Source organism: Enterobacter sp. N5-15, assembly GCF_057221635.1.
Window position 1 is genome coordinate 510,007 of sequence record NZ_CM170150.1, and the last position, 15,779, is coordinate 525,785.

Sequence of the window (15,779 nt, forward strand, 5' to 3'; positions counted from 1 at the left end):
TCAATGGGGTTTTCCCGCAATCCCGATGCCAGTTTGCGGGTGAACGCACATATCCATGAAAAAACGACGGCTTATACTGCTCTCAGTCACGCTTTGCAAAGATTATTCTGAATAATTGTAATCAAACGGTAAATAAACTTATGCATACTGGGTTACATCGTTGTTCTGGTCTATAGTCATTGGGCATTAAAATTTGCGCTCAGGACAGTCGGGCCGATTGTGGCACCGCAAGAGCGTATGATTCGCAGGAGATACAAGAATGAAAATTTTCCAACGCTACAACCCGCTTCAGGTGGCGAAGTACGTGAAGATCCTGTTCCGTGGACGGTTGTATATCAAGGATGTTGGCGCTTTTGAGTTTGATAAGGGCAAGATCCTTGTCCCAAAAGTGAAGGACAAACAGCACCTGTCTGTGATGTCCGAAGTCAACCGTCAGGTTATGCGTCTGCAAACTGAGATGGCTTAACCAACGTGCTATGCAGTAGTAGTAGATAAAAAGACGGCTCCCAATGGGAGCCGTTGATGTATGTGGGGCAGGGAGTTTACGCCGAAACCTTCTCTTCCGCGTCCGGCAGTCTCGGCACCAGTACGGTCGGTTTGTTGTCGATGCGCGTCACCAGCAGCTGGTCGATGCGGTAGTTATCAATATCCACCACCTCAAACTTGTAGCCGGAGAACTTCACCGAGTCGGTACGTTTCGGGATTTTACGCAGCATAAACATCATAAAGCCGCCGATGGTCTCGTAGTTGCCGGACTGCGGGAACTCGTCGATATCCAGCACGCGCATCACGTCTTCAATCGGTGTGCCGCCATCAATCAGCCATGAATTTTCGTCACGCTGAACAATCTGCTCTTCCAGCCCCTGGCCAACCAGGTCGCCCATCAGCGTGGTCATCACGTCGTTCAGGGTGATAATACCCACCACCAGCGCGTATTCGTTCATGATAACCGCGAAGTCTTCCCCGGCGGTTTTGAAACTTTCCAGCGCTTCTGAGAGCGTCAGGGTGTCCGGCACAATCAGGGTATTGCGGATCTGCACGCCGCTGTTGAGCGCCAGGCTCTGGTTTGCCAGCACGCGGTTCAGCAGGTCTTTGGAGTCGACGTAACCGATGATGTGGTCGATATCCTCATTACAGACCAGGAACTTGGAGTGCGGATGCTGCGCCACTTTGTTCTTCAGGCTCTGCTCATCTTCATGTAAATCGAACCAGATAATGTTCTCACGGCCGGTCATGGAAGACGGCACGGTACGGGATTCCAGTTCAAATACGTTCTCAATCAGCTCGTGTTCCTGCTTGCGCAGCACCCCGGCCAGCGCGCCGGCTTCCACGACCGCATAAATGTCGTCAGAGGTGATGTCATCTTTACGCACCATCGGCAGCTTAAAGATGCGGAAAATGACGTTCGCCAGGCCGTTGAAGAACCACACCAGCGGACGAAACACGTACAGACAGAAGCGCATCGGGTTGATGATACGCAAAGCCACAGCTTCTGGCGCAATCATACCGATGCGTTTCGGGGTCAGGTCTGCAAAGAGAATGAACAGGCCGGTTACCAGCGAGAAGGAGAGGATAAAGCTCAGCTGTTCGGCCAGCTCAACGGACATGTACTTAACAAAGAGGCTATAAAACGCCGGGGAAAACGCCGCATCGCCCACGATACCGCCAAGAATGGCGACCGCGTTGAGGCCAATCTGCACCACGGTGAAGAACATGCCGGGGTTTTCCTGCATTTTCAGGATGCGGGTAGCATTGATGTTGCCTTCATCGGCAAGCAGCTTCAGTTTGATTTTACGGGACGCGGCCAGCGAGATCTCAGATATCGAGAAAAATGCACTGACGGCAATCAGACAAAGTATTACTAAAATACTGTTTAACATAGTTTATCCGGCTTATCGCCAGATCCTCAGAAGGGGAGTTGATACCATTTGTGTGAAAACACATTGAACGTCAGCTCGTAGCGTTGAGCCGATTATTTCAGCGGGTAGTATAGCGTAAAGAGATGTAAATCTGCCAGAGGTCACATTTTGGCATAAAAAAGACCGGACAGCGTGGCGCTGTCCGGTACAGGGCGCTATTTCGCGGCGGATAAGCGGGCGTTCCCCTCCGCGCGTCGTGAGGCGCTTCCTCCCCACACCTGGTCATACTCATAACCCGTTAACTGCTTAATCACCACGCGGGTCCTGGCGTCGCAGTCGCGGTAATCACCGCCCAGCTTGCGGCGTGCAATTTCCTTCAGAAGCAGCTTGTGCGTCTCGCGGGTGAGCTTGAACCTGTAGGTGGTGAAGAAGCTGACCGCCAGCAGCGCTGCCGTCGCGAAGATCATCAGGCCGATAATCGCCCCCAGCGCGCTTTCAGGCTGTGCGCCGCTGCCCTTCACAAAGCCGGACTCCTGTAGCACCAGGCCAATGATCATGATGGCAATCGCCACGGTGCTCTTACGGGTCAGGACCATCACGCCGGCAAAAATGCCTTCGCGGCGCTGCTGCGTCACCATCTCATCGATATCCGGAATGAAGCTGTAAATGTTCCACGGAATATAATAGAGGCCCGCGCGGGCGGCGCCTAACAGGACAAAGACCGCCGAGAACAGCAGCGTCGGCACCTGCGTTTTGGTCAGGTAGACCGTAAACAGGAACGCCAGCACCAGAAGGATACAGCCGTACGCGAGCCGCAGGGCGGCAGACGGCGTCATGTTCAGACGGTTCAATAGCAGCATAAATCCATAGGTACCCGGTACTGAGGCAAAGGCGGCAATACTCAGCCAGCCGGAAACTGCCGAGGCATCCTGGCTCAGACAATACACGACGTAATAGGTAAAGACCGAGCCGAATACGTCCATCGCCGTGAACGAAAAGATGTAAATAATGATATGCAGGCGAAACGCGCGAATGCGGAAGGAGGAAAAGAGATCCAGCACCAGATATTTCAGGTGATTGAGTATCCCGCTGCTGCGCTGGTTGTCCACCTTAAAATCGGACTCTTGATGCACATCCTTTGCTTCCCAGGTGGTGTACCAGGTAATAAATACCGCGATGCAGAACACGCAGGAAAATATCAGCCCGGTGAGGGTATAGGTAAACGGATTATCTTTCCCCGTGAACTGCATAATCACGCCGGGAACGGAAACCGCAAGAAAACCGCCCAGCTGAGAGCAGATCATACGCACGCCGGAGAGGCGGCTACGCTCTTCATAGCGGTTTGTCATCTCCGCCGCCAGCGTCTCCCAGGGCACCAGCACCATTGCCGACAGCAGCTCAATAGAGAGATAGGTCCCCAGGTAATACCAGTAGCCCATGTCCGTCAGCCACAGCAGGGCATACAAAAACATGAGCGGCGAACTGAGTAATAAAAAGAAGCGGCGACGGCCAAATTTACGCCCGAGCCAGGTATCGCCGAAATTATCGGTGATATAGCCCATAATCGGGCTTAATAACGCATCAATCACGCGGGCAATGGCGAATATAGAGCCCGCTTCAATAACCGAGAGCCCGCAATAGGTGGTATAAAAAAAGAGCAGCCAGGTGCCGATAATGGCGAAAGCTCCTCCGCCAAACAGATCGGTTACGCCGTAGCCAAGCGCCACGCCGTAACCCACTCTACGTTCAGTAGGTTTGACCATAATAATATCCAGTGTAGGGTAATGATTAACCTGTTTTTCAGGTCGTATTTTTATTCAAATCTGGACAACACATTACGTTCTACTTATTGATTTCTATCCATTGTCTTAACTGAGATGAACGATAAATAGCCTCCACAAGGGTGAGTGATTTTCCGGCTTCGCGGATGTCGGTGTAATTCGCGTTTCCTGGATGAGAAATGGCATGATAAAAACGGCGGATCGCCTGCTCATGCCCCAGCCCCCAGTAGCTTTTGACCTGGCCGTCAGGGGAGTTATCGCAGGCCAGCCTGAGGCGCTTGCCGGGAGTGATGCGCCAGAGCACGTTGTCACTGAGCAGCAGCGAGCCCCGTTCGCAGTGGATTTCGAGCCAGAGGGGGGAGTCCGCGGTATTGCAGTTGCTGGCATAAAACAGGCCGCGCGCGCCGTTGGCAAATTGCAGCGTCGCCATCGCGCTGTCTTCCCCCTCGGTCACGTCCGCCAGCTCGCCGCGGTCCACCATGCCTTTCACCCGCGTCACGCCGCCGGCGAACCACTGCATCAGGTCGAGGGTATGGATGGCCTGGTTGATCAGCAGGCTGCCGCCTTCCGTTGCCAGCCGCCCGCGCCACGGGCTTTCGGTGTAGTACGCGGCCGAGCGTGACCACGTCAGCACCGCTTTGATGCTGAGCATTTTCCCCAGCTCGCCGTCGTCCAGCGCCTGGAGAATACCCAGGCTGGTGGGGTTAAGCCGGTTCTGGTAGCACACGCCCAGCAGCCCCGGTGCCTGCTCTGCGGCGCGGGTGATTTCCTCGAGCTCGCTGCCGTTCATCCCCACCGGTTTTTCGCAGAAAACATGCTTCCCGGCGGCGAGCGCCGCCAGGATCATGGTTTTATGCTCGAAATGCGGGGTGCAGATATGGACCACGTCGATGGCCTCATCCAGCAGCATTTCCCGGTAATCCTGATAAAAGCGACACTGATAGCCCATCGCCAGCTTCAGCCCTTTGACGCTGTCGATGTCTACCAGCGCGCGCAGCGCAACGTTGGGCATTTGGCGCAACGCGTTCACGTGGCAGCCGTGAATTGCTCCGGCACCGATAACCGCCGTGTTCAGGATCGTCATTATCGCCTCCCGTTATTCCGTCGCGTTCGCCAGCATCTGAGCCTTCACGCAGAGCTCCGCCGCTTTGAAGGCGTGCGCCTGCGTCATGGCGTTTTCGGTACGATGCAGACAGTCGAGGATCAGTTCGCCAAAGAACGGGAACCCGACCTGCCCGGCGACCGGATAACGCAATTCCCCCTCCTTATTGACGAGATAAACCACGTCCTGCTCGCCGCGGGTGAGATCGACATATTTGCGGATTTCGATATAACCCTCGGTGCCGAGCAGGGTCAGACGGCCATCGCCCCAGGTTGAGAGTCCGTCCGGGGTGAACCAGTCGCAGCGGAAATAGCCGCTGGCGCCGTTTTCGCCTCTGAGCGTCGCGTCGCCGAAATCTTCAAATGCCGGATGCTGCGGATGGTTGAAATTGCGTGCCTGGCTGGCGACCACGCATGCCTCACTGTTGCCCGTGTAAAAGAGAAATTGCTCGATCTGGTGGCTGCCGATATCGCACAGAATGCCGCCGAAGTAGCGACGATCGTAGAACCAGTCCGGGCGGCCCGTACCTTCCCGGTGCGGGCCGGTTCCCAGGGTTTGCACCACGCGACCGATCGCCCCCTGCTGCACCAGCTGTCCGGCAAACACCGCGCTCTCGACGTGCAGGCGTTCGCTGTAGTACACCGCGTATTTCCGCCCGGTTTTTTCCACCATCGCTTTGGCATCGGCCAGCTGTTCAAGGGTGGTGAGCGGCGCTTTATCGGTGAAGTAGTCCTTGCCTGCGGCCATGGCTTTTAGCCCCAGCGCGCAGCGCTCGGAGGGGATGGCCGCACCCGCAACCAGCCGCACCTCGTCGTCGTTGAGGATCGCCTCCAGCGACTCCGCCACTTTTGCCTGCGGGTACTGCTGGATAAATTTATCCACTTTGGCCGGATCGGGGTCGTACACCCATTTCAGGGTGGCCCCGGCTTCTATCAGGCCGTTACTCATCCCGTAGATATGGCCGTGGTCGAGCGCGGCGGCGGCGAAGACGAATTCACCCTCGCGGACAACCGGCTGCGGTTTGCCCACCGGGGCGTAGTTCATTCCGTCATGCTTGTTCATGGTGTCACTCCTTAATCCAGATCTTTGCCAAGGGGAATCGCACCCACTTCGCTGAAGTTGGCGACGCTTGCGGATTTTTCATAAAAACGGGGGGCGAGGGCGTTGGTCCCGCCGGTGCGGTAAAACGGGTCATCGCGCTGAATCGGCAGCGAGACCACGCTGCGGGTAATGGCGGATTTATAGATCGCGGTAATCAGCTCCAGCGAGCGTTTGCCCTGCAGGCCATCCACTAACGGTGCCGTGCCGTGCTCGATGGCATAAAGCAGGTCATCGATCTGCCCGGTGTGCAGCGTCCACTCGAGCTTCGGCGTCTCCTGAAAAACGGCGTTAAGCTGCGCTTCTCGCTGCTGGTCGTGGGTTTCCTGCGGGAAGCCGTTATCGGCGCTGACGCTGGCAAAGGCCTGCCACGGCGCGGAGATGCGCGCCTTATCGCCCTGAATAATAATTTTCTGATCTTCGCCGTGGTGCACGACCGAGGCGGTAAGCTGCGTGAGCGCGCCGCTGGGGTATTTGAAGATCGCGGCGCTGAGGTCTTCAACTTCGGCGTTATCGTGCGCCACGTTGGTCATCATCGCCACTACCTCGGACGGGAAGCCGAGCATCCACTGAATGGCGTCGATGTGGTGAACCGCGTGGTTTAGGGTGCAGCCGCCTCCCTCTTTTTCCCAGGTGCCGCGCCACCACAGGTCGTAGTAGCAGTGTCCGCGCCACCAGAACGAATCCACCTGCGCGTGGCAGACTTTTCCCGCGAGGCCGGAGTCGAGCGCGGCTTTCAGACGCCAGAAGGCATCGGTAAAGCGGTTCTGCGCAATGATGGCGAGCGTTTTGCCGCTGGCCTTTTGTGCGGCGATCATCGCGTCGCACTCCTCTAGCGAGGCGGCCATCGGTTTTTCGCACAGTACGTGGCACCCCGCGTTCAGGGCATCAATGCCGATCTCTGCGTGGACGTAGGGCGGCGTGCAGACGTCGACGATGTCGATATCCGGCTCTGAGGCCAGCATCTGCTGGTGGCTGTCATACACGCGGGCTTCCGTCAGGCCGTAGCGCGTTTTTTTCTCGCGGGCTTTTTCCGGGTAGATATCCACCAGCGCGACGATCCGGCAGCGTTGGCCAAACTGCAAATAGCCCTGAATATGGTTATGCGAGATATTCCCTGTTCCCACAATAGCGACATTTAACATCGATTCTTCTCCGGAGTTACCAGGTGCCGGAGGCATCCAGCGTGACGCTGGCTGTCTCTTTAGCCACTGAGGTGCTGATGCGCTGTTGAAGCAGGCGCAGATACTGTTTCTCGTTGAGCGGGAGTTCGACCCAGTCGTCCGTCCAGGTGGAGAGGTGCATGGCGTTGGAGAGCGTCAACCCGCGGATCCCTTCCAGGCCCGGCGCAATGAGCGGCTCGCCGCGCAGGATGGCGGCACAGAAGTTGGCGGTAATGACGTGGTGTTCGCTGCACTCCGGGGCGACGGGAAGCGTGACTTCCCAGCATTCGGGTTCACCAAAACCGTTTTGCCAGCGGGCGTTGAAGGCGGTTTCTGATTCACGCAGCCGCCAGTAGCGCAGCTTGCCCTCTTCGACGACCACCTTGCCGCGATCGCCGACGATTTCCAGCCGGTTGGTGCCCGGCGTTTCCGCCACGGTGGTGATAAACACGCCCGTCGCGCCGCTGGCGTACTCGGCGTAGGCGGTGACCTCGTCTTCCACTTCGATTTGACGATGCTTGCCGAACTGGCAGAACGCGCGCAGGCGGACCGGCATGCCGACCAGCCACTGCCAGAGATCGAGCTGATGCGGGTCCTGGTTGAGCAGTACGCCGCCGCCTTCTCCTTTCCAGGTAGCGCGCCAGCCGCCGGAGTTGTAGTAGCTCTGCGAGCGATACCAGTTGGTGATGATCCAGTTGGAGCGGCGGATCTCACCCAGCTCGCCGCTGTCGATAAGATCTTTCACCTTCTGGTAGAGCGGATTCGGGCGCTGGTTGTACATGATGCCGAACACCACGTCGCACGCCTGGGCGCAGGCGTTCATCTCCTGCACCTGCGCCGTATACACGCCCGCTGGTTTTTCACACAGGGTATGGATGCCGCTGCGCATCGCCAGCATCGACAGGCGCGGATGCTCGTAGTGCGGCGTGGCGATAATCACCGCGTCGATAAGCCCGCTCTGGAGCATCTCCTGCGCGTCGCTGAATAACGGAAGGGTGCCGACCAGCTGGCGGATAGCGGGGTGCTTTTCCGGTGCATTATCGCAAACCGCCGCCAGGCAGGCGTCGCTGACCGTACCCGCCAGTAAATAACGCGCATGGACCGTACCGATATTACCTATTCCAATAATGCCAAAACGTACCTTTTCCATGTCACACCTTAATTTCAGTTGAAATGAGTGATGACCGGAAAATAGGAAAGGGGAGCCGCAGCGACAATGTGTTTTTGTGAGAATACTCGCAAGGTGATTAAGTAATCTCCAGGCTTCCTGAAATTTAGTTTTAAAATCAACGGACTGTTTCTGCAAATATTTGCAAAAACTGAATGAGAGCGAGGTCACACTATGCCGGGCAGGTTGAAAATGGAGGAAATTGCGGCCCTGACGGGCTATTCCGTCAGCACGGTTTCGCGGGTATTAAGCGGCAAGTCTTATACCAGCGATAAAGCCAGAGAGGCGATCGTTCGCACCGCGCGAGAATTAGGGGTGCTGGAGTCAATGGCGAGCGGAAGACTACTAATTAACGGTATCGCTGTTTTTGCGCCGGAAAGAACCTTTCAGGGACGCGGGGATATTTTTTATCTGGAAGTGACGAAAGGGATCGCTGAAGCCTGCTCGCGGCACAACGTGTGGGTCAGCTGCTGTGGTTTAGAAGAACAGCACGCCGATGTGAAAGTTTTTATGGAAAAGGCCAGTCATAAGAATATCAACGCGATAATTATTATCGGGACTGATGATTCCACCATATTTAAACTGGCGAGCACGCTGAATAAGCCCTGCGTTTTGATTAATTCCGTCGATCGGGATCGGGTGCTGGATGCCGTGTCGCCCGATCACCGGGCGATTGGCTTCACCGCCATGCAGTACCTTTTTGAGCAGGGGCATCGCCGTGTGCTGACGCTCACCTGCCTGCGGCGGGATACGCTGTATGCGCGTCTGGACGGCATCAAAGAGGCGTACCGCCATTTTCACGTGGCCTTTGACCCGCAGCGCGATTTGCTCGTGACGGAGTGGTTTACCGCTGAAGAGGCCGAGCAGGCGCTGGATGCGTGGCTGTTGAGTCATGATCGTTCCCAGTGGCCGGAGGTCATTTTCCCGAACAGTACCAGTATGGTGGAAGGCGTGGTCAGAGCGTTAACGCGCCACGGGCTGCGTATTCCGGAAGACATTTCGCTAATTACGACCGATTTTGCATGGAATTTAGCGCACCGTCTGGAAAAACCGGTCACGGGCGTCACGGTGCCCTGCCGCGAGCTGGGGATTGAGGCCGTTCACCTGCTGCAAACGCGGCTTAACCGACCGCAGGCGGCGGTCTTTAACCTGCTGCTGCAGGGCAAAGTGATGGATTACGGTTCGGTCAGTAACGCCACGCGCCACGCGGCGCGCGTGGCGCTGGATCAATAATCAGGCCAGCTGTGGCGGCAGGCAGACGCCGATGCCTCCGATTCCGCAGTAGCCGTACGGGTTTTTATGCAGATACTGCTGGTGGTCGTCCTCGGCATAGTAGAACGGTTTCGCGGTGGCGATTTCCGTCGTTACCTCGCGCGTATCGCCCGCTTCACGCATGGCCTGCTGGAAGCGCTCAAGGCTGGCGCGCGCGGCGGCGTCCTGCTCAGGCGTGAGCGGATAAATGGCCGAGCGGTACTGGGTGCCGTGGTCGTTGCCCTGACGCATGCCCTGCGCCGGGTCGTGGTTTTCCCAGAAGACCTGCAGGAGCTGCTCGTAGCTAATCACCGCAGGGTCATAGACCACGCGTACCGCTTCCGCATGCCCGGTTTCGCCGGAGCAGACTTCGCGATAGGTCGGATTCGGCGTGTAACCGCCCGTGTAGCCCGCCGCCGTGCTGTAAACGCCGGGCAGCTGCCAGAAGAGGCGCTCAACGCCCCAGAAACAGCCCATGGCGAACAGGGCGATTTCCATTCCCTCCGGCACGTTGGTCATGGAATGGTTATTGACGGCGTGTAAGGTCGCCACAGGCATAGGGGTGTTGCGTCCCGGTAATGCATCGGTTTGTGAAACCAGATGCTTTTTGTCGAATAAACTCACGATGGGGCCTCCCGGGGTGCGATGTTTCAGTTAAGGTTGTCACGAAGCGTTTAATTGAACACAATAAATGCGCTGAATGAGTCTAGATTTAATCATAAGAAATATTTGGGTGTTACACCCATTTTCAACCCGCGATTCGGGTTTTTGGCCAACAGGCCGTGTTTTGCCGCGGAGCGGCACTTCATTTGCTTCCAGGGTGGAAACAGGGATATTCAGGAGAAAACGTGACAAAAATCCGCCAGTTATGTTTGGTCAGTGTGTTGCTGACAAGCGGGATTGCCAGCGCGGCGAATGTCCGTTTGCAGGTTGAGGGGTTATCCGGGGCGCTGGAAAAAAACGTGCGTGCGCAGCTATCGACCATCCAGAGTGATGAGGTGACGCCGGACCGGCGTTTTCGCGCGCGCGTCGATGACGCCATCCGTGAAGGGCTGAAAGCGCTGGGGTATTACGAACCCACCATTGATTTCGATCTCCGCCCGCCGCCAAAGAAGGGGCGCCAGGTCCTTATTGCCCGCGTTTCGCCGGGTGAGCCGGTACTGATTGGCGGTACGAACGTCATCCTGCGCGGCGGGGCGCGTACCGACCGGGATTACCTGGACCTGCTCAGCACGCGGCCGAAAGTCGGTACCGTGCTTAACCACGGCGACTACGACCATTTCAAAAAAGAGCTGACGAGCGTTTCCCTGCGCAAGGGCTACTTCGACAGCCAGTTCAATAAAAGCCAGCTGGGCATTGCGCTGGATCGACGTCAGGCCTTCTGGGATATCGACTACGACAGCGGGGAACGCTACCGCTTTGGCGATGTGACGTTTGAAGGTTCGCAGATTCGTGAAGAGTACCTGCAGAACCTCGTGCCGTTCAAAAAAGGGGATTACTACCAGTCGAGGGACCTGGCGGAACTGAACCGTCGCCTTTCCGCTACCGGCTGGTTTAACTCCGTGGTTGTCGCGCCGGAATTTGATAAGTCTCGCAAAACCAAGGTGTTGCCGCTGCATGGCGTTGTCTCGCCGCGCACCGAGAACACCATTGAGACCGGTGTTGGCTACTCGACGGATGTTGGACCACGCGTGAAAACCTCGTGGAAAAAACCGTGGATGAACTCGTACGGCCACAGCCTGACCACCAGCCTGAGCCTCTCTGCGCCCGAGCAGCAGCTGGATTTCAGCTACAAAATGCCGCTGCTGAAAAATCCGCTTGAGCAATATTACCTTCTGCAGGGCGGTTTTAAGCGCACCGATTTGAACGACACCAAGCAGGACTCTACGACGCTTGCGGTCTCCCGCTTCTGGGATCTCTCCAGCGGCTGGCAGCGCGCCATTAACCTGCGCTGGAGCCTGGACCACTTTACCCAGGCCAACGTCACCAACACCACCATGCTGCTTTATCCGGGCGTGATGATCAGCCGCACCCGCTCGCGTGGGGGCCTGATGCCGACCTGGGGCGACTCGCAGCGCTACTCCATCGATTATTCCAACTCCGCCTGGGGCTCCGACGTGGACTTCTCCGTCCTGCAGGCGCAAAACGTCTGGATCCGCACGCTGTATGACAAACACCGCTTTGTGATGCGCGGCAATCTCGGCTGGATTGAAACGGGAGACTTCGAGCGCGTTCCGCCGGATCTGCGCTTCTTCGCCGGGGGCGACCGCAGCATTCGTGGGTATAAGTACAAATCGATCTCGCCTGAGAACGAAAAGGGCCAGCTAACCGGTGCGTCAAAACTGGCGACGGGATCGCTGGAGTATCAGTACAACGTCAGCGGAAAGTGGTGGGGTGCCATGTTTGTTGACGGCGGTGAAGCGGTGAACGATATCCGCCGCAGCGACTTTAAAACCGGCGCGGGCGTGGGCGTACGCTGGCAGTCACCCGTCGGGCCCATCAAGCTCGATTTCGCCGTGCCTGTCGGCGACAAAGAAGAACACGGATTACAGTTTTACATCGGTCTGGGGCCTGAATTATGAGTTTATGGAAGAAAATAAGCCTCGGGGTGCTGATTTTTATCGTGCTGCTGCTCGGTACGGTGGCGTTTCTGGTAGGAACGACGACCGGGCTGCATCTGCTGTTTAACGCTGCGAACCGCTGGGTGCCGGGGCTGGAGATTGGTCAGGTGACGGGCGGCTGGCGCGATCTGCGTCTGAAGAATATCCGCTACGAGCAGCCGGGCGTGGCGGTCAACGCCGGGGAGTTCCATCTCGCGGTGAAGCTGGGCTGCCTGCGTGACAGCAGGCTCTGCGTCAACGATCTGTCGCTTAAAGACGTTAACGTGGCGATAGATTCGAAAAAAATGCCGAAGTCTGCGCCGGTCGAGGAGGAGGACAGCGGCCCGCTGAATCTCTCCACGCCGTACCCGATCGCGCTCTATCGGGTGGCGCTGGATAACGTCAATATCAAAATCGACGACACCACCGTGTCCGTGATGGATTTCACCTCCGGCCTGCGCTGGCAGGAGAAAAACCTCACCCTGACGCCGACGTCCCTGCAGGGCTTGCTGATCGCGCTGCCGAAGGTGGCCGACGTGGCGCAGGAGGAGATCGTCGAGCCGAAGATCCAGAACCCGCAGCCGGAAGAAAAGCCGCTGGGCGAAACGCTGAAAGATCTCTTCTCGAAGCCTGTCCTGCCGGAAATGACCGACGTTCACCTGCCGCTGAATCTCAACATTGAGGAGTTCAAAGGCGAACAGCTGCGCCTGACCGGCGATACCGATCTGACGGTCTACACCATGCTGCTGAAGGTCAGCAGCATTGACGGCAACATGAAGCTCGACGCGCTGGATATCGACACTAACCAGGGCTCGGTGAATGCGTCAGGGAATGCGCTGCTGCGCGACAGCTGGCCGGTGGATATTACGCTGAACAGCGCGCTTAACATCGATCCGCTGAAAGGCGAAAAGGTGAAGGTCAAAGTGGGCGGGGCGCTGCGCGAGAAGCTGGACGTCGGGGTCAATCTCTCCGGTCCTGTGGACATGGTCCTGCGCGCGCAAGCGCAGCTGGCAGAAGCCGGGCTGCCGCTCAATCTTGAGATTGTCAGCAAGCAGCTTTCCTGGCCGTTCACCGGCGAAAAGCAGTTCCAGGCCGATGACCTGAAGCTGAAGCTGAGCGGCAAGATGACCGACTACACGCTCTCGTTCCGCACCGCGGTGAAGGGGCAGGGCGTACCGCCCGCGAACATCACGCTGGATGCGAAGGGCAACGAGCAGCAGGTCAACCTCGACAAGCTGACCGTCGCGGCGCTGGAGGGCAAAACCGAGCTGACCGCGCTGCTCGACTGGCAGCAGGCGATCAGCTGGCGCGGCGAGCTGAAGCTGACGGGCATTAACACCGCCAAAGAGGTGCCGGACTGGCCGTCAAAACTGGATGGCCTGATCAAAACCCGCGGCAGCCTGTACGGCGGTACGTGGCAGATGGACGTGCCGGAAATTAAGCTCACCGGCAACGTGAAGCAGAACAAGGTTAACGTTGAAGGCTCGGTGAAAGGCAACAGCTATCTCCAGTGGGTTATCCCGGGGCTGCACGTGGCGCTGGGCCGCAACACGGCGGATATCAAAGGCGAGCTGGGGGTAAAAGATCTCAATCTGGACGCCACCATCGACGCGCCGAATCTGGATAACGCCCTGCCGGGGCTTGGCGGCACCGCGAAAGGGCTCGTGAAAGTGCGCGGCACCGTGGATGCGCCGCAGCTGCTGGCGGACATTACCGCCAATAACCTGCGCTGGCAGGAGCTGAGCGTGGCCCGCGTTCGCGTGGAAGGGGATGTGAAATCCACCGATCAGATCGGCGGTAACCTGAACCTGCGCGTGGAGCGCATTTCACAGCCGGACGTCAACATTAACCTGGTTACCCTGGACGCCAAAGGGAACGAGAAGCAGCACGATCTCCAGCTGCGCGTGCAGGGCGAGCCGGTCTCCGGCCAGCTGCACCTGACCGGCAGCTTCGACCGCAAGGAAGAACGCTGGAAAGGAACGCTGGACAACACCCGCTTCAACACTCCGGTCGGGCCGCTGGCGCTGTCGCGCTCCATCGCGCTGGACTACCGCAATGCCGAGCAGAAGATCAGCATTGGTCCACACTGCTGGACCAACCCGAATGCGGAGCTGTGCGTGCCGCAGACCATTGATGCGGGCGCGGAAGGACGCGCGCAGATCAACCTCAACCGCTTCGATCTGGCGATGCTGAAGCCGTTTATGCCGGACACGACCCAGGCCAGCGGCGTCTTCAGCGGGAAGGCCGATGTGGCCTGGGACACCACCAAAGAGGGGCTGCCGCAGGGCAGCGTCACGCTGTCCGGGCGTAACGTGAAGGTGACGCAGGAGGTCAACGACGCGCCGCTGCCGGTGGCGTTCGACACCCTAAACCTGAGTGCTGACCTGCATAACAACCGTGCGGAGCTGGGGTGGCTTATCCGTCTGACCAACAACGGCCAGATGGACGGACAGATACAGATTACCGATCCGCAGGGACGGCGTAATCTGGGCGGCAACGTCAACATTCGTAACTTCAACCTGGCGATGGTGAACCCGATTTTCGCGCGTGGGGAAAAAGCCGAGGGCATGGTGAATGCCAACCTGCGCCTGGCCGGCAACGTGCAAAGCCCGCAGCTGTTCGGCCAGCTGCGGCTCAGCGGCGTGGATATTGACGGCAACTTTATGCCGTTTGACATGCAGCCCAGCCAGATCGCGATGAACTTCAACGGTATGAGCTCGACGCTGAGCGGCTCGGTGCTCACCCAGCAGGGGCAAATCAACCTGAGCGGCGACGCGGACTGGAGTCAGCTCGACAACTGGCGCGCCCGTATCGCGGCGAAGGGGAGCCGGGTACGCATCACCGTACCGCCAATGGTGCGCCTGGACGTCTCGCCTGATGTGGTCTTTGAGGCGACGCCAAGCCTCTTCACGCTTGACGGACGCGTCGACGTACCCTGGGCGCGCATCGTGGTTCACGACGTGCCGGAAAGTGCGGTCGGCGTCTCAAGTGATGAAGTTATGCTCAATGAAAATCTGAAACCTGTCGAACAGAAGAGCGCTGGCATACCGATTAATAGTAACCTTATCGTGCACGTGGGGAATAACGTGCGGTTGGATGCGTTTGGGCTGAAGGCGAGGCTCACGGGCGACCTGAAGGTGGCGCAGGATAAACAAGGGCTTGGCCTGAACGGGCAGATCACTATTCCTGAAGGGCGTTTCCACGCCTATGGTCAGGATCTGATTGTTCGCAAAGGCGAGCTGCTGTTCTCCGGTCCACCGGATCAGCCCCTGTTGAACATCGAAGCCATTCGTAACCCGGAAGCGACGGAAAACGACGTCATTGCAGGCGTTCGCGTCACCGGTTCTGCTGACGAACCGAAGGCGGAGATCTTCTCTGACCCGGCGATGTCGCAGCAGGAAGCTCTCTCTTATCTGCTGCGTGGACAAGGTCTGGACAGCGGACAAAGCGACAGCGCGGCGATGACCTCGATGTTAGTGGGTCTGGGGGTTGCACAAAGTGGGCAGGTTGTGGGTAAAATCGGCGAGACGTTCGGCGTAAGCAATCTGGCGCTGGACACCCAGGGCGTGGGTGACTCCTCGCAGGTGGTGGTCAGCGGCTATGTACTGCCGGGTCTGCAGGTAAAATATGGTGTGGGGATCTTTGACTCACTGGCAACACTCACGTTACGCTATCGCCTGATGCCTAAGCTATATCTGGAAGCAGTGTCCGGCGTAGACCAGGCACTTGATCTGCTCTATCAGTTTGAGTTTTAGCA

Annotated in this window: 11 protein-coding genes; 4 read left to right on the top strand and 7 right to left on the bottom strand. The window is 57.8% G+C overall.

Annotated elements, in window-relative coordinates; genetic code table 11:
• Positions 1-259: 259 nt before the first annotated feature.
• Positions 260-466 (top strand): DUF1107 domain-containing protein, encoded by a 207-nt coding sequence (locus AC2TE5_RS02400; protein ID WP_008501430.1) that lies wholly within the window; start codon positions 260-262, stop codon positions 464-466.
• Positions 467-542: 76 nt separating this feature from the next.
• Here AC2TE5_RS02400 and paeA read toward each other — a convergent pair whose 3' ends face one another.
• The 6 genes from paeA to AC2TE5_RS02430 form a co-directional block, all read right to left on the bottom strand.
• Entirely contained in the window at positions 543-1,880 is a 1,338-nt protein-coding gene (gene paeA, locus AC2TE5_RS02405) for a polyamine export protein PaeA (RefSeq protein WP_063144067.1), read from the bottom strand.
• A gap of 194 nt (positions 1,881-2,074) precedes the next feature.
• On the bottom strand, positions 2,075-3,622 hold the full coding sequence (locus tag AC2TE5_RS02410) for an MFS transporter (RefSeq protein WP_484612583.1): 1,548 nt from the start codon (positions 3,620-3,622) through the stop codon (positions 2,075-2,077).
• A 79-nt stretch (positions 3,623-3,701) separates the two neighbouring features.
• Entirely contained in the window at positions 3,702-4,724 is a 1,023-nt protein-coding gene (locus AC2TE5_RS02415; RefSeq protein WP_484612584.1) for a Gfo/Idh/MocA family protein, read from the bottom strand.
• Between the two features lie 12 nt (positions 4,725-4,736).
• Positions 4,737-5,804 carry a Gfo/Idh/MocA family protein gene (locus AC2TE5_RS02420; protein ID WP_484612585.1) on the bottom strand — a complete coding sequence of 356 codons (1,068 nt, stop codon included), beginning with the start codon at positions 5,802-5,804 and terminating at the stop codon, positions 4,737-4,739.
• A gap of 11 nt (positions 5,805-5,815) precedes the next feature.
• Entirely contained in the window at positions 5,816-6,985 is a 1,170-nt protein-coding gene (locus AC2TE5_RS02425) for a Gfo/Idh/MocA family protein (protein WP_484612586.1), read from the bottom strand.
• A 16-nt stretch (positions 6,986-7,001) separates the two neighbouring features.
• The gene (locus AC2TE5_RS02430) at positions 7,002-8,153 is read right to left on the bottom strand and encodes a Gfo/Idh/MocA family protein (RefSeq protein WP_339276121.1); all 1,152 of its coding nucleotides are present in this window, start codon (positions 8,151-8,153) and stop codon (positions 7,002-7,004) included.
• A gap of 192 nt (positions 8,154-8,345) precedes the next feature.
• Here AC2TE5_RS02430 and AC2TE5_RS02435 point away from each other — a divergent pair, with 192 nt between their 5' ends.
• On the top strand, positions 8,346-9,404 hold the full coding sequence (locus tag AC2TE5_RS02435) for a LacI family DNA-binding transcriptional regulator (RefSeq protein ID WP_484612587.1): 1,059 nt from the start codon (positions 8,346-8,348) through the stop codon (positions 9,402-9,404).
• On the opposite strand, the gene msrA is transcribed toward AC2TE5_RS02435, so the two are convergent.
• Complete coding sequence (gene msrA, locus AC2TE5_RS02440; protein ID WP_023334288.1) at positions 9,405-10,046, bottom strand: peptide-methionine (S)-S-oxide reductase MsrA; 642 nt, start codon at positions 10,044-10,046, stop codon at positions 9,405-9,407.
• Between the two features lie 224 nt (positions 10,047-10,270).
• Here msrA and tamA point away from each other — a divergent pair, with 224 nt between their 5' ends.
• Positions 10,271-12,004: an autotransporter assembly complex protein TamA gene (gene tamA, locus AC2TE5_RS02445; protein WP_484612588.1), complete on the top strand. Its 1,734-nt coding sequence runs from the start codon at positions 10,271-10,273 to the stop codon at positions 12,002-12,004.
• Positions 12,001-15,777: an autotransporter assembly complex protein TamB gene (gene tamB / locus AC2TE5_RS02450; protein ID WP_484612589.1), complete on the top strand. Its 3,777-nt coding sequence runs from the start codon at positions 12,001-12,003 to the stop codon at positions 15,775-15,777. The genes tamA and tamB overlap by 4 nt, the downstream gene beginning before the upstream one ends.
• The last annotated feature ends 2 nt before the right edge of the window (positions 15,778-15,779 follow it).

Excerpts from the sequence above, each read along its gene's own strand:
- AC2TE5_RS02400 (WP_008501430.1), top strand. The coding sequence starts at position 260 with ATGAAAATTTTCCAACGCTACAACCCGCTTCAGGTGGCGAAGTACGTG.
- paeA (WP_063144067.1), bottom strand. The coding sequence starts at position 1,880 with ATGTTAAACAGTATTTTAGTAATACTTTGTCTGATTGCCGTCAGTGCA.
- AC2TE5_RS02410 (WP_484612583.1), bottom strand. The coding sequence starts at position 3,622 with ATGGTCAAACCTACTGAACGTAGAGTGGGTTACGGCGTGGCGCTTGGC.
- AC2TE5_RS02415 (WP_484612584.1), bottom strand. The coding sequence starts at position 4,724 with ATGACGATCCTGAACACGGCGGTTATCGGTGCCGGAGCAATTCACGGC.
- AC2TE5_RS02420 (WP_484612585.1), bottom strand. The coding sequence starts at position 5,804 with ATGAACAAGCATGACGGAATGAACTACGCCCCGGTGGGCAAACCGCAG.
- AC2TE5_RS02425 (WP_484612586.1), bottom strand. The coding sequence starts at position 6,985 with ATGTTAAATGTCGCTATTGTGGGAACAGGGAATATCTCGCATAACCAT.
- AC2TE5_RS02430 (WP_339276121.1), bottom strand. The coding sequence starts at position 8,153 with ATGGAAAAGGTACGTTTTGGCATTATTGGAATAGGTAATATCGGTACG.
- AC2TE5_RS02435 (WP_484612587.1), top strand. The coding sequence starts at position 8,346 with ATGCCGGGCAGGTTGAAAATGGAGGAAATTGCGGCCCTGACGGGCTAT.
- tamB (WP_484612589.1), top strand. The coding sequence starts at position 12,001 with ATGAGTTTATGGAAGAAAATAAGCCTCGGGGTGCTGATTTTTATCGTG.